This window comes from Streptomyces sp. CA-179760, from assembly GCF_050937045.1.
Classification (GTDB): Bacteria; Actinomycetota; Actinomycetes; order Streptomycetales; family Streptomycetaceae; genus Streptomyces.
Genome location: NZ_JBNJLZ010000001.1, coordinates 1,976,557 through 1,995,666, shown reverse-complemented (window position 1 = coordinate 1,995,666; position 19,110 = coordinate 1,976,557). Strand labels below are relative to the sequence as shown.

Below are 19,110 nucleotides of genomic sequence, written 5' to 3'. Positions count from 1 at the left end.
CGGGCACGGGTGACGGACGGGCGGAGCGCGGAGCGCTGTGCGCGGGGCAGTAGGTGACGTGATGCCTCCGTGTACGGCGCTCCGGGCGTCGGTGGCGTCCCGGGCCCGGGCGGCCCCCGCCGGTCGTGCGCGGGCGGCAAGTGCGGCGTCGATCCGGCGGAGTTGGTCCCGCCGGACATGTGGATCACCGCCGAAGGACGGGTAGGGTCCGAGACATACCGTGCCCCCGGTCGCAACCGGACCGGGGTTGTTCCAAAGGATCGGCCCGACGTCACAGGGCGGGCTGTCGCATACGTGGAAGGAATCGCGTGGAAGCCAACACTCGTAGCACCGGGCGTCTACCAGCTGCCTTCCTGACGCCAGGGTCCTCCTCCTTCATGGACTTCCTGTCCGAGCACCAGCCGGAGATCCTGCCCGGCAACCGGCAACTGCCTCCCACCCAGGGCGTGATCGAGGCGCCGCACGGGACCACGATCGTCGCCGTGACGTTCCCCGGGGGCGTCGTCCTGGCCGGTGACCGCCGGGCGACGATGGGGAACGTCATCGCGCAGCGTGACATCGAGAAGGTCTTCCCGGCCGACGAGTACTCCGCGGTGGGCATCGCCGGCACGGCGGGTCTGGCCGTGGAGATGGTGAAGCTGTTCCAGCTGGAGCTGGAGCACTTCGAGAAGGTCGAGGGCGCGCAGCTGTCCCTGGAGGGCAAGGCGAACCGGCTGTCGACGATGATCCGCTCCAACCTCGGCATGGCCATGCAGGGCTTGGCCGTGGTGCCGCTGTTCGCGGGGTACGACGTGAGCCGCGACAGTGGCCGGATCTTCTCGTACGACGTGACGGGCGGCCGCTCCGAGGAGACGAACTTCGCGGCCACCGGATCCGGCTCGATCTTCGCGCGCGGCGCCATGAAGAAGCTCTACCGTGACGATCTGAGCGAGGAAGAGGCCACGACCCTCGTCATCCAGGCCCTGTACGACGCGGCCGACGACGACTCGGCGACGGGCGGTCCCGATGTCGCCCGCCGGATCTACCCGATCGTCACCGTGATCACCGAGGACGGCTTCCGCCGGCTCACCGATGAGGAATCCTCCGAGATCGCCCGCTCGATCCTGGCGCGGCGCCTGGAGCAGCCGGACGGTCCGCGGGCCTCGCTGCTGTAGACAGCGGCCGTTTCTTGTCAAGGTGATCCAGTGACTTCCACAGAAAGGGACGGATAACCGGTGTCGACGCCGTTCTATGTTTCACCCCAGCAGCAGATGGCCGACCGGGCGGAGTACGCCCGCAAGGGCATCGCCCGTGGCCGCAGCCTGGTCGTGCTGCAGTTTGCCGACGGCATCGTGTTCGTCGGCGAGAACCCGTCCCGTGCGCTGCACAAGTTCAGCGAGATCTACGACCGGATCGGCTTCGCGGCCGCCGGCAAGTACAACGAGTACGAGAACCTGCGGATCGGCGGGGTGCGGTACGCCGACCTGCGGGGGTACACCTACGACCGCGACGACGTCACGGCCCGTGGCCTGGCCAACGTCTACGCGCAGACCCTGGGCACGATCTTCTCCTCCGCGGGCGAGAAGCCGTACGAGGTGGAGCTGGTGGTCGCCGAGGTGGGGGAGACCCCGGAAGGTGACCAGCTCTACCGTCTCCCGCACGACGGCTCGATCGTGGACGAGCACGGCTCGGTCGCGGTGGGGGGCAACGCGGAGCAGATCAGCAGCTACCTGGACCAGCGCCACCAGGACGGTATGACGCTGGCCGAGGCCCTGAAGCTGGCGGTGCAGGCACTTTCGCGCGACACCAACGGCAGTGAGCGGGAGATTCCCGCGGAGCGGCTGGAGGTGGCGGTGCTGGACCGTACGCGGCCGCAGAAGCGCAAGTTCAAGCGGATCGGGGGGCGTCAGCTGGCTCGGCTGTTGGGGGCACCCGAGGGCGACGGGGGCGCGGAGGACGCGGAGTCCGAGGACGCCGAGTAGGCCGGCACGATCGTCGTACCGCGCGTCCTGGCTGCTGTCGTGGTGGCCGGGGCGTGCGGTTTTGTGTGGTGGGCGCAGCGGCACCCCGCTACGCCGGGCCCCGGACCCACCCCGGCTCCGGCATCGGTGCCGGGGGGCTACGGCAGCCCGGGCGGTGCCGTGGAGCCCCTTACCACCAGTTGCACCGGGATGTCCCCGCCCTCGGGCGCCCGGCCCTCCATGACGGCCAGCAGGGCCCGCATGCCCCGCTCTCCGAAGAGCTCCGCGTCCAGGCGGACCGTCGTCAGTTCCGGGTCGATGGCCGTGGCCAGGGCCAGATCGTCCAGGCCGGTGACCGAGACGTCGTCCGGGACGCGCAGGCCGAGACGGCGGATCGCCTTGTACGCACCTGCGGCCAGCTTGTCGTCGTCGCAGACAAGTGCGGTGGGGCGCGGACCGGGGAGCGAGAGGGCGGCCTCCGTGGCTGTCACGGCGCCCTCGATGGAGATCGGCGCGCGGGTCGTGCGGACCGACGTACCGGGCACATCGCTCAGCCGGCTCGCCAGTTCATGGGCCCGTACCTCGAAGGTCCAGGACGGTACGTCCGCGGCCAGATGGAGGAAGCGGCGGTGGCCCAGGGACAGCAGGTGTTCGGCGACCTGGCGGACGCCGTCGGCGATGTCCAGGTTCACTGTCGCCGCCCCCAGACTCCCCGCGGGGTCGCTGTCCAGCATCACCAGCGGCAGCTGGTCCCCGCGGATCGCGGTGAGCGCGCCGGCGGCCATGGAGGAGGCGATCACGCCGTCCAGGGCGGCCTGGGCGGAGGCGAAGGGGTCGCGGGCGGGGCCGACGCCCTCGGGGGAGGGGTAGAGGACGACGCCGAAGCCGTGCTCGGCGGCGACGCGGGCAGCGCCCGTGTAGACGCCCGCGAAGAACTCCGTGGTGAGGGCCGGGACCACCAGGAGGACCGTGCGGGTGCGGCCCAGGCGGAGGTTGCGGGCGGCCAGGTTGGGGCGGTAGCCCAGGTCGCGGGCGGCCTCGCGGACCCGCTCCGCCGTCGTCTCCGAGACGCGTCCGCGCCACTTGTCGCCCAGGACCAAGGAAACCGCGGCCTGGGAGACGCCGGCGGCCTGGGCGACGTCCCGGCTCGTGGGGCGGGTGCTGCCTCGTTCCACCGTCGGGCCGCTCCTTCGTCTGGACTGTTGAACAGCGGACATGGTACGTATGCATCGTTGACGTTATACGTAAAACCTAGGGTGGGGACATGGCTACGGGATACCTGGAGATCCTTCGGGCGCGGCACGCCGCCCGGTTGCTCGTCGGCACACTCGTGGGCCGGCTGCCCAATGCCACCGGCGCCATCGCGATCCTGCTCTTCGTGCGGGCGCAGGGCGGTTCGTACAGCCTGGCGGGGGCGCTGGCGGGTGTGTACGGCGTCGCCAACGCGGTGGGGCAGCCGGTGCTGGGCAGGCTCGTGGATCTGCGCGGGCAGCCGCGCGTGCAGTTGCCCGCGGCCGTTCTGTCGGCGCTCGCCATGGCTGTGTTCGCCTTCGCCGGGATCGGGTCGCTGACGGTCGCGTATGCCGCCGTCGCGGCCGCCGGGCTCTTCACGCCGCCCCTGGAGGGCGGGCTGCGGGCCCTGTGGTCGTCGGTCCTCCGGAAGGAGAACCAGGTGCACACGGCGTACGCCATGGACGCCGTGGCCCAGGAGGTGATGTTCACCGTCGGGCCGCTGCTCGTCACGCTGTGCGTGTCCCTGTGGTCGGCCCAGGTCGCCCTGCTGGTGCTGAACGTGATCGGGGTGCTGGGGGCGCTTTCCGTGGTCGTCTCGCCGCCCTCGCGTGCCTGGCGGTCGGCGCCGCGGGAGGCGCACTGGCTGGGCGCGCTGCGCTCGGCGGGGCTGCTGGCGTTGCTGGCGGCGTTCCTGTTCATCGGGATGGCGCTCGGATCCATCACCGTCGCCTCGGTGCCCTACGCCGACGCGCACGGCGGTGACGCCGTGTACGGCTGGATGATGGCGGCCCTGGGATTCGGGGCGCTGATCGGCGGCACCGTCTACGGGGCCCGGCAGTGGGCCGGTGAGCCCGCGCGGCGACTCCAGGTGCTGGTAGCCCTTCTGGTGGTGTGTTACCTGCCGCTGCTTCTCATGCCGGACGCGGTGCCCATGGTGGCACTGACCGCGCTCGCCGGTGTCTTCCTCGCGCCCGCCATCGCCTGCGCGTTCGTCCTGGTCGACCGTCATGCCCCGCGCGGCACGGTCACCGAGGCGTTCTCCTGGCTGGTGACGACGTTCACCGTGGGCCACTCGGTCGGAGCGGGCGTCGCGGGGCCCGTCGTGGAGACGGGCGGGGCCCTGTGGGGCTTCGCCGTGCCGGGTGCCGCGAGTGGCGTGTCCCTGCTGGTTTTGGCCGCCACGTGGCGGGTACTCGCAGCTCCCGGCGGGGGAGCGGTTGTTGTGTCCGGTTCGGAAAATGATCCAAACCGTGCCCCCGAACCCCGTTTCAGTTCAGGGGATCGGGCGTAATGTTCCCTCATGGACCGCCGCATTTTCGGGCTGGAGAACGAGTACGGCGTCACGTGCACGTTCAGGGGACAGCGCCGCCTGTCTCCTGACGAGGTGGCGCGGTACCTCTTCCGCCGTGTCGTGTCATGGGGCCGCAGTAGCAATGTCTTTCTGCGAAACGGCGCCCGCCTCTATCTCGACGTGGGCTCACATCCGGAATACGCCACACCGGAATGTGACAACGTGACCGAACTGGTCACCCACGACAAAGCGGGCGAGCGCATTCTCGAAGGACTCCTGGTGGACGCCGAACGACGCCTGCACGAGGAGGGAATCGCGGGCGACGTCTACCTCTTCAAGAACAACACCGATTCGGCGGGCAACTCCTACGGCTGCCACGAGAACTATCTGGTCGCCCGGCACGGGGAGTTCTCCCGGCTCGCGGACATTCTCATTCCGTTTCTGGTGACGAGGCAGCTGCTGTGCGGTGCCGGCAAGGTGCTGCAGACGCCACGCGGGGCCGTCTACTGCGTCAGCCAGCGGGCCGAGCACATCTGGGAGGGCGTCTCCTCGGCGACGACCCGCTCCCGGCCGATCATCAACACGCGGGACGAGCCGCACGCGGACGCCGAGCGCTACCGCCGCCTGCACGTCATCGTGGGCGACTCCAACATGTCCGAGACGACCATGCTGCTCAAGGTCGGCGCCACCGACCTGGTGCTGCGCATGATCGAGGCGGGCACCGTGATGCGCGACCTGACCCTGGAGAACCCGATCCGGGCGATCCGCGAGGTCAGCCACGACATCACCGGCCGGCGCAAGGTGCGCCTGGCCAGCGGCCGCGAGGCCTCCGCCCTCGAGGTGCAGCGCGAGTACTACGAGAAGGCCGTGGACTTCTGCGAGCGCCGGGGCATCCGCACCGGCACCGTCGAGCAGGTCCTGGAACTGTGGGGCCGCACGCTGGACGCGATCGAGGCCGAGGACCTCGACCGCATCGGCACCGAGATCGACTGGGTCATGAAGTACAAGCTCATCGAGCGGTACCGCAGCAAGAACAACATGACCATGTCGCACCCGCGGGTCGCGCAGATAGACCTCGCCTACCACGACATCCACCGGCGTCGTGGCCTGTACTACCTGCTCGAGAAGAAGGGCCAGGCAGCACGGATCTGCAACGACTTGAAGATCTTCGAGGGCAAGTCGGTTCCGCCGCAGACCACTCGGGCCCGGCTGCGCGGCGACTTCATCAGGCGCGCCCAGGAACAGCGCCGTGACTTCACGGTCGACTGGGTTCACCTCAAGCTCAACGACCAGGCTCAGCGCACGGTCTTGTGCAAGGACCCGTTCCGTTCCGTGGACGACCGGGTGGAGAAGCTGATCGCCGGAATGTGAGGAAATGCTCCGGCGGGGAATTAGCCGGAACGCCACACGGGCGCCGTACGTTACAAGTGCGGCGCCCTGCTCACGCCGTAGAGTTGCGCGCACGCCATCAACGAGACGATCGATTACGAGGCCCCCACAGTGCGCCGACGCTCACTTCTCATCTCTGTACCCGCAGGACTGGCCACACTCGCCGCGTGCGGCGACGACAAGTCGGATTCGAGCAAGGCCAGCGACAGCCCCTCGCCCTCGCCCTCGGCATCGGCCCCGTCCGCTGCGCCGCCGCCGAAGATCGTGGACGGTCCGCTGCCGGCGGTCACCGCGGGCACCAAGTTCGACGAGAAGCCGACGATCGCCAAGGGCAGCGGAGAGCCGTCGAAGCAGCTTGCGGTGAAGACGCTGATCGCGGGCAGCGGCAAGAGCATCGCGGAGAACGACTTCGTCGTCGCGAACTACCTGGGCCAGGTCTGGAGCACCGCCAAAGTCTTCGACAACTCCTACGACCGCAAGACCCGCCTGGCCATTCAGCTCACCCAGGGCCAGATCATCGACGGCTGGCGGTACGCGCTGGCCGGCAAGAAGGCCGGCAGCCGTGTCGAGATGGCCGTCCCGCCCACCTGGGGCTACGGTTCGCAGGGCAACCCGCAGGCGGGCATCAAGGGCACCGACACGCTGGTCTTCGTCGTCGACGTGCTGGACACGTTCAACGCCAAGAGCTCCGCCGACGGCGAGAAGGTCGCCCAGGACGACGCGGACCTGCCCAAGGTCGGCACCGACACCGACGGCAAGGCGCCCTCCATCGAGGTGCCCAAGGCGACCGCCCCGACGAAGCTCGTCGCGGAGTACGTCCTGGAGGGCGACGGCGAGAAGGTCGCCGCCGCCGACAGCGTCCTGGTGCAGTACAAGGGCGTGCTGTGGGACGGCGGCAAGGAGTTCGACTCGTCGTACGCCAACAAGCAGCTGGTGTCGTTCTCGCTCCAGCAGGTCGTCAAGGGCTGGGCGCAGGGCCTGACCGGCAAGAAGGTCGGCAGCCGCGTCCTCATCGTCATCCCGCCCAAGCTGGGCTACGGCGACAACCCGCCGCAGGGCAGCGGCATCAAGAAGGACTCCACGCTGGTCTTTTCGGTGGACATCCTCGCGAAGCTGTGACGCGCGGGGGATGTAAGACTGTGCGTGTTCGCCTTTTCGCAGACAAGCAGGAGCTAGAGACGTGAGCATCGACAAGCCCGAGGTCGACTTCCCGGGCGGCGAGCCCCCGGCGGACCTCGAGATCAAGGACATCTGGGAGGGCGACGGCCCGGTCGCGCAGGCCGGCCAGACCGTCACCGTGCACTACGTGGGTGTCTCCTTCAGCACGGGCGAGGAGTTCGACGCCAGCTGGAACCGCGGCGCCCCGTTCCGCTTCCCGCTGGGCGGCGGCCGGGTCATCCAGGGCTGGGACCAGGGCGTGCAGGGCATGAAGGTCGGCGGCCGCCGCCAGCTGACCGTCCCCGCGCACCTCGCCTACGGCAACCAGAGCCCGACCCCTCTGATCAAGCCCGGCGAGACGCTGATCTTCGTGGTCGACCTGCTCGGCGTCTGAGCAAGGTCCGTACAGACTCGATCACGTGGGGCCCATGCCTGTTCGGGCATGGGCCCTCGGCTTTGCCGGGCCACCGCGGGGCGGTACGGTCATCGGTCGTAAGCACCATAGGGAGGCGAAGGGCGTCGATGGCCATTGCCAAGGCCGAGCGGCTGATGAATCTGGCGCTGTGTCTGCTCGGGACGCGGCGGCCGCTCAGCAAGCGTGAGCTGCGCGACTCCATCGAGGCATACGTCGAGGCCTTCGGACCGGGGAACGGCGCCGGCGGATCCGACGACTCCTTCAACCGCATGTTCGAGCGCGACAAGGACGATCTGCGCGAACTCGGACTGGTCATCGAGACCGTCGAGAGCCTCGACGGCGACATCGGCTATCTGGCCCGGCGCGACAGCAACCGCCTCCCGCCCATCACCCTGGACGCCGAGGAGGCCGCGGCCCTCGGGGTCGCCGCCAAGGTGTGGCAGCAGGCCCGGCTCGCCGGGGCGGCCAGCGGTGCCCTGCAGAAGCTGCGCGCGGCAGGTCTCCCCGAGGACGTCGACCCCTACGGGCCGCACGGCGCGCTGGAACCGCGGATCCCCGTGCACGAGGCGGCGTTCGAGCCGCTGATGCTCGCCTGCCGGGACCGCCGCCCCGTCGTCTTCGACTACCGCAAGGCCACCGCCGCCCACCCTGAGCAGCGGCACGTGGAGCCATGGGCGCTCGAGTGCTGGCGTGGCCACTGGTACCTCGCGGGCTGGGACCGCGACCGGGGCGCCGAGCGGGTCTTCCGGCTGTCCCGGATCACCGGCAAGGTCCGCTCGCGCGGTGGCCGGTACACCGTTGATGTGCCGGACGTCGTCACCGTCCGTGAGACCGTCGCCGGATGGGCCGGGGAGATCGCCGACCGCTCGGCCCGGATCCGGCTGCGCTCGGGCGCGGGGTACCCCCTTCGGGCGAAGGCCACCGTCGTACGGGAACTTGGCGGCGGCTGGGACGAGTTGGAGATTCCGTACGGCCACGGGCTGGACGCCTGGCTGGTGGAGTTCGGGCCGGACGTGGTTGTCCTGGAACCCGCCGAGCTGCGGGCAGACGTGGTGGACCGGCTGCGGGCCGTGGCCAAGGGCTGAGGGGGAGCGGACGAAACAGTGGCAGGCAAACCGGTCAGGCCCGTGAACGCCATCGACCAGACCCGGCGGATGCTCTCGCTGGTGACGTATCTGAAGGAGCGTCCCGGCGCCCGGGTCGAGGACGTCGCGCGCGCCTTCGGCATCACCGAGGACGAGCTGGTCTCCGACCTCGATGTGCTGCCCATGTGCGGCACCAGCTTCCGCGGTGGCGATCTGCTCGACATCGACACCGACGGCGAGCGCATCTGGTGGCACAACCCCGACGATGTCGCCGAGCCGCTGAGACTCGCCGCCGACGAGGCCACCGCCCTGCTGGTCGCCGCCCGGGCCGTGGCCACGCTGCCCGGACTGCGCGAGAGCGACCGGCAGGCGCTGCTGCGGGCGACGGCCAAGGTGGAGACCGCGGCCGGCGAGACGGCGGGCGCCAGCTCGCGGCTGTCGGTGACCTTCGAGTCCGAGGGCGGGGTCTTCGCGGACGTCGACCGGGCGATCGCGGAGCGCCGCCGCCTGTGGATCCGCTATTACTCGCCCGCGCGCGACGAGGTCACCGAGCGGGAGATCGACCCCATCCGCCTGGTCAGCGTCGGGCACACCTACGTCGAGGCCTGGTGCCGGCGCTCCGAGGCGCGCCGCACGTTCCGGCTGGACCGGGTCGCCGAGATCAAGATCCTGGACGAGCCCTCGGCGCCGCCGGAGATCGAGCTGCGGGACCTGTCGGAGGCCCTGGTGCAGCCCGCGGCCGAGGACCCGGAGGTCGTGGTCGAGGTCGGGCCCGGCGGCCGCTGGGTCGCCGAGTACTACCCGCACGACAGCGCGGACGAGCTGCCCGACGGCGGCCTGAGGATCACCCTGCGCACCCCCGACCCTGCGTCGCTCCGCCGCCTGGCGCTGAGGCTCGGCCAGGACGGCCGGATCGTCTCGCCGCCGGAGCTCGCCGACAGCGCCCGGCAGGCGGCCCGTGAGGCGCTGACGGCGTACGACGGGAACGAGGCGGCCGGGGCGGCCGGCGCGGTGGAGACGGCCGAGGCCGGCGGGCCGCGCGGCGCGAGCGCGGTGCGCCTCGCGCCGGACGGGCCGGACGGCGGGCGCGCGTGATGCGCGGGTGCCCGCGGCGTCGACGGCGGAGTGGGGCCGCCCCCGGCACAGGCCGTGGTGCCGGGGCACGGACCCGGCCGATGTCGGTGGTGAGCCGGCCCGCGCCGGCGGCACCCGGGCGCCCCGGAGGCGTACCACCCGAGACAGAGGAGCGAGGCCTGTGAGCGAGTCGGCGACGCCCGGTGTGCGCGGCATGACGGTGGAGTCCGCGTTCGCCGGGATGACGAGCGTGTCCCCGGTGGTCTTCAAGGCGGGCTGCCCGGACTGCCGGGAGCGCTTCGAGCTCACCGCCGGAGCCCTGCGCCTCGCCATCGGCGCCACCAGCCGCACCACCTTCTACTCCTTCACTTGCCCGGAGTGCGGCGCGTCCGTCCGCAAGCCCGCGGGGGAGCGGATCGTGGAGCTGCTCACCGGCGGCGGCGTGCGGACCCTGCGGCTTGCTCCGACCCCCTGAGGGTCTGGCCGTCCGCCCCTACTGGAGGGTCTAGGCTCGACGGCATGTTCTGGCCGATGTTCGCGGTTGCCGTGGGGTTCGTGGGTCTCGCCGTGCTCGGGGTGCTCGCCGTCCGGGTCTTCGTGGAGGCAGAGCGCCTGGGCAGGCAGGTCACCGACTCCGCGCGCCGTATCAACCGGGCCGCCGAGGACCTGGAGCGGGCCGCGGGGAGCGCGGCCCGGTCCGTGGACGCCCTGTGAGCCGTACAGCAGGCGGCTGTGAGTTGCGCTTTGGGTCACTTCGCCCTGTCACCTCCGTGGTCCGGACAGGTACGCTGCTGGTCGCGGCCCGGTTAACGAGGCACTGGCCGCGGACGGGAGTACGCACAGGGGATGCAGAGGGATTGCCTCACGTTTACCCCTGAGCGTTACGATCGCTGTCAACACGATCGTTCGGACATATGTCCGACCGGTCGGACAGCACCCCACCCCAGCCGCCTCGGTGAGAAGGTAAAGACTTATGTTCGGAAGGCTCGGAGCCCCCGAGATCATTCTCATCCTCGTCGTCATCATCCTGCTGTTCGGCGCGAAGAAGCTTCCGGACATGGCTCGGTCGCTCGGCAAGTCCGCCCGCATCCTCAAGAGCGAGGCCAAGGCGATGAAGGACGAGAGCAAGTCGTCCACGACCCCGGCCGGCCCGCCCAACAACGACGAGCAGCCCTCGCAGCGCACCATCCAGGCGTCGCCCGGTGACGTGACCAGTTCGCGCCCGGTCAACGAGCCCACGGACACGACCAAGCGCTGACGCAGGGCCGGTCACCTCCGGCCCACTGCACGAGATGGGAACGTGGGTTGCTGAAGTCTGCCCGCAAGCAGGAAAGGGATCCCGAGGGGCGGATGCCCCTCGCGGAGCACCTTCGCGAGCTCCGCAACCGGCTCGCCAAGGCGATGCTGGCGATCGTCCTCGTCACGGTCGTCGCCGCCTTCTTCTACAACGACATCATCAACTTGATCACCAAGCCGATCCTCGACTCGGTCGGCTGTGACAAGACCTTCCAGGAACTGGCCAGGTCGCAGTCCTCGAAGCCGTGTGCGCAGATCACCATCAACGGTCTGATCACCCCCTTCACGCTGGCGCTGAAGGTGTCCCTGATGGCCGGTGTCGTGCTGGCCTCGCCGGTCTGGCTCTACCAGCTGTGGGCCTTCGTCGCGCCGGGCTTGCACCGGCACGAGAGGAAGTACGCCTACGCCTTCGTCGGCACGGGCGCCCCGCTGTTCATCACCGGCGCCTACTTCGCCTACACGGTGCTTCCCACCACGGCGAGGGTGCTCCTCGAGTTCACCCCGGGGGGCACGTCCAACCTCCTCCCGCTGGACGACCTGCTCGATCTGGTCATGCGGATGGTGATCGTCTTCGGCCTCTCGTTCGAGCTGCCCCTGCTGCTGGTCATGCTCAATCTCACCGGGGCGATCACCGGCAAGCGGATGCTCGGCTGGTGGCGCGGCATGATCATGGGCATCACGGTCTTCGCGGCCATCGCCACGCCCAGCACCGACCCGCTGACCATGCTGATGCTCGCCGGGCCGATCTGGATCCTGTACTTCGCGGCCGTTGCCTTCTCCCTGCTCAACGACCGCCGTCGCAGCCGTCGCGAGGCCCTGGGCCCCGCCGACGACGAGGCCTCCGAGCTGGACCTCACGCCCGACGACATCGGCGCCATCGAGCCCGTGACCACCGGCCGCGCCGCCCTGCCCGAGCAGGCGAGTTCGGACCGCTCGGACCGGGTCAACGGTTATGACGACGTGACCTGAAGATCGGCGGGCAGATCGTAGGGTCGGTCGCGTGACCAGCGAGATCACCCTCTTCGTCAACCCCACCGCGGGCCGCGGCCGGGGCGCCCGCGCGGCGCAGCCGGCCGCTTCCGCTTTGCGGGCGGCCGGTTTCTCGGTGCGTACGGTGCTCGGCGAGGACGCCGCGGACGCCCTCACTCGCGCCCGTGCCGCCGTCGAGGGCGGTACCGGAGCGCTGATAGCCGTCGGCGGTGACGGCATGGCCAACCTCGCGCTGCGGGCGGTCGCGGGCACCCGCACCCCGCTCGGCCTGGTCGCCGTCGGCACCGGCAACGACTTCGCCCGCGTCCTCGGCCTGCCCGTGCGCGAGCCGGCCGCCGCGGGCCGCATGATCGCCGACGCCCTCAAGTGCGGCCGGATCCACGACATCGACCTCGGTCAGGTGGGCGACCGCTGGTTCGGCACCGTCCTCGCCTCCGGCTTCGACTCCCGCGTCAACGACCGCGGCAACCGCATGCGGTGGCCCGCAGGCCGCTTCAAGTACGACCTGGCGATGATGGCCGAACTCGCCGCTTTCCGGCCCGTCCCGTACCGGATCCGGCTCGACGACGGCGAGGTCCGTGAGATCGAGGCGACCCTGGTGGCCGTCGGCAACGGCTCGTCGTACGGCGGCGGGATGCGGATCTGCCCCGGCGCCGACCTCACCGACGGGCTGTTCGACATCACCGTGGTCGGGGACTGCAGCCGTACGACACTGCTGCGGGTGTTCCCGAGGGTGTACCGGGGGACTCACGCCGGGCATCCGGCGGTGACCGTGCTGCGTGCCGCCCGGGTCGAGATCGCCGCCGAGGGGATCACCGGGTACGCGGACGGGGAGCCGCTCGGCCCGCTGCCGCTGAGCGCGCGCTGCGTGCGCGGGGGCGTGCGAGTCGTCGGCCCCTGAACTGCGCCGATCCCTGGTTTCACAGCAATGGATCCGGATAATGATCGTCCTGTTGTCAGTGCGGCCCGGTACGCTCGAAAGCACGATGACAGAGGACCTCTCACCGGCCGAGCGGTACGCGGCAGCCCGCAAGCGTGCTGTCGAGCAGGCCACCGCGCTCGCCTTTTTCCGCGAGATGTACGACTTCGGCCTCGACCCCTTCCAGATCGAGGCCTGCCAGGCGCTCGAGGCGGGCAAGGGCGTCCTGGTCGCCGCACCCACCGGCTCCGGCAAGACGATCGTGGGCGAGTTCGCCGTCCACCTCGCTCTCCAGCAGGGCAAGAAGTGCTTCTACACGACACCCATCAAGGCGCTGTCGAACCAGAAGTACGCCGACCTGTGCCGCCGCTACGGCACGGACAAGGTGGGCCTGCTCACCGGCGACAACAGCGTCAACTCCGACGCCCCGGTGGTCGTGATGACCACCGAGGTGCTGCGGAACATGCTGTACGCCGGTTCGCAGACCCTCTTGGGCCTCGGCTACGTGGTCATGGACGAGGTGCACTACCTCTCCGACCGGTTCCGCGGCGCCGTATGGGAAGAAGTGATCATCCACCTTCCCGAGTCGGTCACGCTCGTCTCGCTGTCGGCGACCGTGTCGAACGCCGAGGAGTTCGGCGACTGGCTCGACACGGTCCGCGGTGACACCGAGGTGATCGTCTCCGAGCACCGGCCCGTGCCGCTGTTCCAGCACGTGCTCGCCGGGCGGCGGATGTACGACCTGTTCGAGGAGGGCGAGGGCCACAAGAAGGCCGTCAACCCCGACCTCACGCGCATGGCGCGCATGGAGGCGAGCCGGCCGTCGTACCAGGACCGCCGGCGCGGCCGGTCCATGCGCGAGGCCGACCGCGAGCGCGACCGCAGACAGCGCTCCCGGGTGTGGACGCCGAGCCGGCCCGAGGTCATCGAACGGCTCGACGCCGAGGGGCTGCTGCCCGCCATCACCTTCATCTTCAGCCGCGCCGCCTGCGAGGCCGCAGTCCAGCAGTGCCTGTACGCGGGGCTCAGGCTCAACGACGACGAGGCACGCGGGCGAGTCCGCGCGCTCGTCGAGGAGCGCACGTCGTCCATCCCGACCGAGGACCTGCACGTCCTCGGCTACTACGAGTGGCTGGAGGGCCTGGAGCGCGGCATCGCGGCCCACCACGCGGGCATGCTGCCGACCTTCAAGGAGGTCGTCGAGGAACTGTTCGTACGCGGCCTGGTCAAGGCCGTGTTCGCGACCGAGACCCTCGCCCTCGGCATCAACATGCCCGCCCGCTCGGTGGTGCTGGAGAAGCTCGTCAAGTGGAACGGCGAGCAGCACGCCGACATCACCCCGGGCGAGTACACGCAGTTGACGGGGCGTGCGGGGCGGCGCGGCATCGACGTCGAGGGTCACGCCGTGGTGCTGTGGCAGCGCGGCTCCAGCCCCGAGCACCTGGCGGGCCTGGCCGGCACGCGCACGTACCCGCTGCGCTCCAGCTTCAGGCCGTCGTACAACATGGCGGTCAACCTGGTCGAGCAGTTCGGCCGGCACCGTTCGCGCGAGCTGCTGGAGACGTCCTTCGCGCAGTTCCAGGCGGACAAGTCGGTCGTCGGCATCTCCCGACAGGTGCAGCGCAACGAGGAGGGCCTTGAGGGCTACAAGGCCTCCATGACCTGCCATCTCGGCGACTTCGAGGAGTACGCGCGGCTGCGCCGCGAGCTGAAGGACCGTGAGAACGACCTGGCCCGGCAGGGCGCGGCGGAGCGGCGCGCCGAGGCCGCCGTCGCGCTGGAGAAGCTGAAGCCAGGTGACGTCATCCATGTGCCCACCGGCAAGTACGCGGGCCTGGCGCTGGTGCTGGACCCGGGCCTGCCCGCGGGCCGTTCGAACGGCCACCGGGGCTTCGAGCACCACGACGGTCCGCGCCCGCTGGTGCTGACCGCCGAGCGGCAGGTGAAGCGGCTGGCGTCCATCGACTTCCCGGTGCCGGTCGAGCCGCTGGAGCGGATGCGGATCCCGAAGTCCTTCAACCCCCGTTCCCCGCAGTCCCGTCGGGACCTCGCCTCCGCGCTGCGCACCAAGGCCGGGCACATCCCGGCCGACCGGCACCGCAAGCGGCGCTCCCAGGCGGCCGACGACCGCGAGATCGCCCGGCTGCGGACCGAGCTGCGCGCGCACCCCTGCCACGGGTGCGACGACCGTGAGGACCACGCCCGTTGGGCCGAGCGCTACCACCGGCTGCTGCGGGACACCTCGCAGCTGGAGCGGCGGATCGAGGGCCGTACGAACACGATCGCGCGGACGTTCGACCGCATCGTCGCGCTGCTGACCGAGCTCGACTATCTGCGCGGCGACGAGGTCACCGAGCACGGCAAGCGGCTCGCGCGGCTCTACGGCGAGCTGGACCTGCTCGCCAGCGAGTGCCTGCGCGAGGGCGTCTGGGAGGGGCTCGGCCCGGCCGAACTGGCGGGCTGCGTCTCGGCGTTGGTGTACGAGGCCCGCGCGGCGGACGACGCGATGGCGCCGAAGCTGCCGTCGGGGAAGGCCAAGGCCGCGCTGGGGGAGATGGTGCGGATCTGGGGGCGGCTGGACGCGCTGGAGGAGGAGTTCCGGATCACCCAGACCGAGGGTGTCGGACAGCGTGAGCCGGACCTGGGGTTCGCCTGGGCCGCGTACATGTGGGCCTCCGGGGCGGGGCTCGACGAGGTGCTGCGCGAGGCGGAGATGCCGGCGGGGGACTTCGTGCGGTGGTGCAAGCAGGTCATCGACGTGCTGGGGCAGATCGCGGCGGCGGCGCCGCAGGGGTCTTCCGTGGTGAAGAACGCGCGCAAGGGTGTTGATCTGTTGCTGCGGGGAGTTGTCGCCTACTCGTCGGTGGGGTGATCGTTTGTCGCGCGGGTGCCGACCGCTCGTGGTCTCGCGCCCACGTGGCTGAGCCGCAAATCGACACAGCCCCGCGCCCCTTCAGGGGCGTTGCTCTGAGAGTCCCTCACCCGTAGCGGTGAGGGACTCTCGTATGGCTGTTCGTCGCTACGCATCGTATTCGAACGATGTCGCTGCGTGTAAACGACCGAGCGTACTATCCCTTCGCGTCCGGTTTCCGGCGGATGCCGAATATGACACGGCGATGATCCGGTCGGACTAAGCTCGCCCGCAGCGCACCGGCTTGAGATGAATTCGTGCGCTTGTTCCCCAATTGTGTGGAACTCCAGCCGACTCCTGTCAGAAGGCCTACATGGTGAGTGTTCAACCCCCTCCCGTTCGCCGTGAACTTCCCTACGCGCGCGTGCTGTTGCTGCCGGCCATAGCGATGGCCGCGGCATCCGGAGCCGCCGTCGCCCTGGTGACGGAGTCGGCCCGGCTCGCCGTCGGCTGGTGCGGCGGCATCGCCACCGCACTGGTGATCGCGACGGCAGCCGAGGCGGTCCGCCGCGGCCGTGCACTGCGCAACCAGCGTGCCGAGCACGCCCGTCACAGCGCGTATCTGGAGCAGCGGATCGCCGGCCACGAGCACGAGTTGGTCCGCTTCACGCGGGAGATCGTCCCTGCCGCGCTCGACCTGCTGCGCACCGGAGAATCCCCCAGGGAGGTGATTCGCAAGCTCGGAGTGGCCAACCCCGCCTACCGCGACCTCCCCGCGCCGGAGGTCGAGACGCTGCTGACGGTGCTCAGGATCGTCGACCACGAAGTGACCATGCGTGACGCCGCCGCTCGCTCCTTCGTCACGGTCGCCCGCCGCGTCCAGGCGATCGCCCACCAGCAGGCCGAGGAACTCCGGGAGATGGAGGAGGACCACGGCCGCAACCCCGAGGTCTTCGACGACCTGCTGCGCATCGACCACGGCAACGCGCTGATCGGCCGCCTCGCCGACTCCGTCTCCGTCCTCGGCGGCGGCCGCCCCGGCCGCCAGTGGCCCGAGCCGGTGTCCCTGTACAGCACGCTGCGCGGCGCCATGTCCCGCATCCTGGAGTACCGGCGCATCCAGCTGTCCTCCATCGCCAAGGTCAGCGTCAAGGGCATCTACGTCGAACCCGTCATCCACGCCGCCGCCGAACTCCTCGACAACGCCACGCGCTACTCGCCGCCGCAGACCAAGGTGCACGTCACCGCCACCGAGGTGCAGACCGGCGTCTGCATCGAGATCGAGGACGGCGGAGTCAACCTCAACGAGGAGGCACGGGCCCGGATCGAGGGCATGCTGGAGGCCGCCAAGGCGGGCGTCGACCTCCAGGACATCGGTGAGCACCCGCGTCTGGGCCTGGCCGTGGTCGGCCGCCTCTGCACGGCGTACAACATGCAGGTCTCGCTGCGGGCCTCCGCGTACGGCGGTGTCCGCGCCATCCTCATCGTGCCGAGCGAGATGATCACGCATGAGCCCGGCGTCGGACTCGCCCACGGTATCGGCGCCACCGGCATCCCCATGACGGTCGGCATTCCCGAGGGCCCGAAGCGCGCGCCCAAGAGGCGGCGCCCCACCATGCCGAAGATCCCCGCGACGGCCTCCCTGGAGGACGACGACGTTCCCGAGGTCACCGAGTGGACGACGAACGGTCTTCCGCAGCGCCGCAGCCGGGTGAAGATGCCGCTCGCGGAGCGGCTCGCCCAGCAGGCCGCCAACGAGAAGGCCGACCGGGAGGCCGCCGAACGGGGCGAGTACAACCCCTGGGCGGCGGTCGCGGAGCCCGAGACCAAGCCCCTGCGCGACATGTCGGCCCCCGACGCCCCCGGAAAGGGCCTCGAGGCCTTCTGGGAGGGACTCAAGCAGGGCATCGAACCCGGCACCCACCCGACCGACTTCATCAGGAACCCGACCAAGTACCTGCACCTGATCAACGACCCGGCCCCCAGCGAGGCCGACGACGAGGGGGACCTCAAGTGATCCAGCAGCGAGGCAACTTCGACTGGATGCTCAAGCAACTCGCCGACGGCGTACCGGGCATCGAGATGATCGTGGTGCTCTCGGCCGACGGACTGCGCATCGCCCGCCACGGCGGCGAGCCCGACGCGGCCGACCGGGTCGCCGCGGCCTGCGCCGGCCTGCAGTCCCTCGCGGGCAGCATCTGCCAGGAACTCACGGTCGGCGACGGCGAGATGAAGCTCGTCATGATCGAGATCGACCGCGGCTACTTCTATCTGATGAACGCTGGAGCCAACGCCTTCCTCGCGGTGCTCTCCGACGTGCGGTGCGAACCCGGCCGGATGAGCGCGATGATGCGCGACCTCGTCGTCCGGATCGGCGGCCATCTGACCAGTCCGCCCCGGCGCAACGGGCAGATCGTATGACGCCTCCGCAACGCCAGAGGCGCGACCCCACCCCGGAACCGCCCCCGCCCCAGGAGGGCGAGGGCAAACCCGGGAACCCGGAGCGGATGTACGTGGTGGCCGGCCCGGACGGTGAACGGGCCGAGCTCGACCTGGTCACGTTAATCGTGGCGCGTGCCGAGGACCCGCCGCCTTCCGCCTCCCCCGAGCAGGCGGCGCTGCTGAGGCTCTGCGCCGCCCCCCTGTCCGTGGCCGAGCTGTCGGCCTACCTCCACCTGCCGTTCAGTGCGATGGGCGTGCTGCTCACCGAGCTGCTGACGGCGGAACTGGTGCAGGCGCGCGCCCCGATCGTCCGCCAGTCACGCACCGATCGTTCCCTCCTCGAAGCGGTGATGAATGGACTTCAAAGGCTCTGACACCATCCCGGGCCCCGGACCGAGGACCAGTTGCCCCACACGGCACAGTCCGCGGCCAAGATCGTGATCGTGGGCGGCTTCGGCGTCGGCAAGACCACCATGGTCGGCTCGGTCAGCGAGATCACACCGCTGACCACCGAGGAGACCATGACTCAGGCCGGCATCGGTGTCGACGACAACTTCGGTTCCGCGTCCAAGACGGCCACCACCGTCGCCATGGACTTCGGCCGCATCAGCATCACCGAACAGCTGGTGCTCTACCTCTTCGGCACACCGGGCCAGCAGCGCTTCTGGTTCCTGTGGAACGGCCTGTTCGAGGGCGCGCTCGGCGCGGTGGTGCTGGTCGACACCCGTCGGCTGGAGGTCAGCTTCGATGTCATGGGGCGCTTGGAGGAGCGCGGTGTGCCGTTCGTGGTGGCGGTCAACTCCTTCCCGGACGCGCCCCGTTACGACCTCGAGGAGCTGCGCACGGCCCTCGACCTCACCCCGGACATCCCGATCATGGAGTGCGACGTACGCCGCCGGGCCTCCAGCCGTGACGTCCTGATGACCCTCATGCGCTTCCTGCACTCGCTCGCCATGACGGGCGCACGCCGCTGATCCCGCGTCCTGCCCGTCCCACCCCCACTTTCCCCACCTGCTTTCCCCCACCA

18 protein-coding genes and 1 pseudogene are annotated in these 19,110 nt (G+C 70.2%); 18 read left to right on the top strand and 1 reads right to left on the bottom strand.

What is annotated here, in order from left to right; translation table 11 throughout:
• Window positions 1–308: 308 nt before the first annotated feature.
• Window positions 309–1,154, top strand: coding sequence for a proteasome subunit beta (gene prcB, locus ACQEV8_RS08865; RefSeq protein ID WP_432958785.1), 846 nt, complete (start codon window positions 309–311; stop codon window positions 1,152–1,154).
• A 60-nt stretch (window positions 1,155–1,214) separates the two neighbouring features.
• Entirely contained in the window at window positions 1,215–1,961 is a 747-nt protein-coding gene (gene prcA, locus ACQEV8_RS08860) for a proteasome subunit alpha (RefSeq protein WP_432958783.1), read from the top strand.
• A gap of 137 nt (window positions 1,962–2,098) precedes the next feature.
• Here prcA and ACQEV8_RS08855 read toward each other — a convergent pair whose 3' ends face one another.
• A complete protein-coding gene (locus ACQEV8_RS08855) occupies window positions 2,099–3,115 on the bottom strand; it encodes a LacI family DNA-binding transcriptional regulator (RefSeq protein WP_432958782.1) in 1,017 nt (338 codons plus the stop codon).
• 89 nt (window positions 3,116–3,204) lie between these two features.
• Here ACQEV8_RS08855 and ACQEV8_RS08850 point away from each other — a divergent pair, with 89 nt between their 5' ends.
• The 16 genes and pseudogenes from ACQEV8_RS08850 (at window position 3,205) to ACQEV8_RS08775 (ending at window position 19,057) form a co-directional block, all read left to right on the top strand.
• Window positions 3,205–4,464 carry an MFS transporter gene (locus ACQEV8_RS08850; RefSeq protein ID WP_432958780.1) on the top strand — a complete coding sequence of 420 codons (1,260 nt, stop codon included), beginning with the start codon at window positions 3,205–3,207 and terminating at the stop codon, window positions 4,462–4,464.
• A gap of 9 nt (window positions 4,465–4,473) precedes the next feature.
• Window positions 4,474–5,835 carry a Pup--protein ligase gene (gene pafA / locus ACQEV8_RS08845; RefSeq protein WP_184597419.1) on the top strand — a complete coding sequence of 454 codons (1,362 nt, stop codon included), beginning with the start codon at window positions 4,474–4,476 and terminating at the stop codon, window positions 5,833–5,835.
• Window positions 5,836–5,964: 129 nt separating this feature from the next.
• Entirely contained in the window at window positions 5,965–6,972 is a 1,008-nt protein-coding gene (locus ACQEV8_RS08840; protein WP_432958778.1) for an FKBP-type peptidyl-prolyl cis-trans isomerase, read from the top strand.
• A gap of 61 nt (window positions 6,973–7,033) precedes the next feature.
• Window positions 7,034–7,405: an FKBP-type peptidyl-prolyl cis-trans isomerase gene (locus tag ACQEV8_RS08835; RefSeq protein ID WP_432958776.1), complete on the top strand. Its 372-nt coding sequence runs from the start codon at window positions 7,034–7,036 to the stop codon at window positions 7,403–7,405.
• Between the two features lie 128 nt (window positions 7,406–7,533).
• Window positions 7,534–8,511: a helix-turn-helix transcriptional regulator gene (locus ACQEV8_RS08830; protein ID WP_432958774.1), complete on the top strand. Its 978-nt coding sequence runs from the start codon at window positions 7,534–7,536 to the stop codon at window positions 8,509–8,511.
• Between the two features lie 18 nt (window positions 8,512–8,529).
• Window positions 8,530–9,606: a helix-turn-helix transcriptional regulator gene (locus tag ACQEV8_RS08825; RefSeq protein ID WP_432958772.1), complete on the top strand. Its 1,077-nt coding sequence runs from the start codon at window positions 8,530–8,532 to the stop codon at window positions 9,604–9,606.
• Window positions 9,607–9,766: 160 nt separating this feature from the next.
• Window positions 9,767–10,060: a hypothetical protein gene (locus ACQEV8_RS08820; protein WP_432958770.1), complete on the top strand. Its 294-nt coding sequence runs from the start codon at window positions 9,767–9,769 to the stop codon at window positions 10,058–10,060.
• A 44-nt stretch (window positions 10,061–10,104) separates the two neighbouring features.
• A complete protein-coding gene (locus ACQEV8_RS08815) occupies window positions 10,105–10,299 on the top strand; it encodes a hypothetical protein (protein WP_432958768.1) in 195 nt (64 codons plus the stop codon).
• A 259-nt stretch (window positions 10,300–10,558) separates the two neighbouring features.
• Window positions 10,559–10,843 (top strand): Sec-independent protein translocase subunit TatA, encoded by a 285-nt coding sequence (tatA, locus tag ACQEV8_RS08810; RefSeq protein ID WP_399021114.1) that lies wholly within the window; start codon window positions 10,559–10,561, stop codon window positions 10,841–10,843.
• A gap of 47 nt (window positions 10,844–10,890) precedes the next feature.
• Window positions 10,891–11,850, top strand: coding sequence for a twin-arginine translocase subunit TatC (gene tatC / locus ACQEV8_RS08805; RefSeq protein ID WP_432958766.1), 960 nt, complete (start codon window positions 10,891–10,893; stop codon window positions 11,848–11,850).
• A 31-nt stretch (window positions 11,851–11,881) separates the two neighbouring features.
• Window positions 11,882–12,772, top strand: a complete 891-nt coding sequence (locus ACQEV8_RS08800; RefSeq protein WP_432958764.1) for a diacylglycerol kinase — start codon at window positions 11,882–11,884, stop codon at window positions 12,770–12,772.
• A 40-nt stretch (window positions 12,773–12,812) separates the two neighbouring features.
• Window positions 12,813–15,662, top strand: coding sequence for a DEAD/DEAH box helicase (locus tag ACQEV8_RS08795; RefSeq protein ID WP_432958762.1), 2,850 nt, complete (start codon window positions 12,813–12,815; stop codon window positions 15,660–15,662).
• A 352-nt stretch (window positions 15,663–16,014) separates the two neighbouring features.
• Complete coding sequence (locus ACQEV8_RS08790; RefSeq protein ID WP_432958761.1) at window positions 16,015–17,658, top strand: sensor histidine kinase; 1,644 nt, start codon at window positions 16,015–16,017, stop codon at window positions 17,656–17,658.
• Entirely contained in the window at window positions 17,655–18,062 is a 408-nt protein-coding gene (locus ACQEV8_RS08785; RefSeq protein ID WP_215122510.1) for a roadblock/LC7 domain-containing protein, read from the top strand. Before ACQEV8_RS08790 ends, ACQEV8_RS08785 begins: the two co-directional genes overlap by 4 nt.
• Window positions 18,059–18,457 carry a DUF742 domain-containing protein gene (locus tag ACQEV8_RS08780; protein WP_432958758.1) on the top strand — a complete coding sequence of 133 codons (399 nt, stop codon included), beginning with the start codon at window positions 18,059–18,061 and terminating at the stop codon, window positions 18,455–18,457. The genes ACQEV8_RS08785 and ACQEV8_RS08780 overlap by 4 nt, the downstream gene beginning before the upstream one ends.
• Window positions 18,438–19,057: pseudogene (locus ACQEV8_RS08775) on the top strand (GTP-binding protein). The gene ACQEV8_RS08780 and the pseudogene ACQEV8_RS08775 overlap by 20 nt, the downstream one beginning before the upstream one ends.
• Window positions 19,058–19,110: the final 53 nt, after the last annotated feature.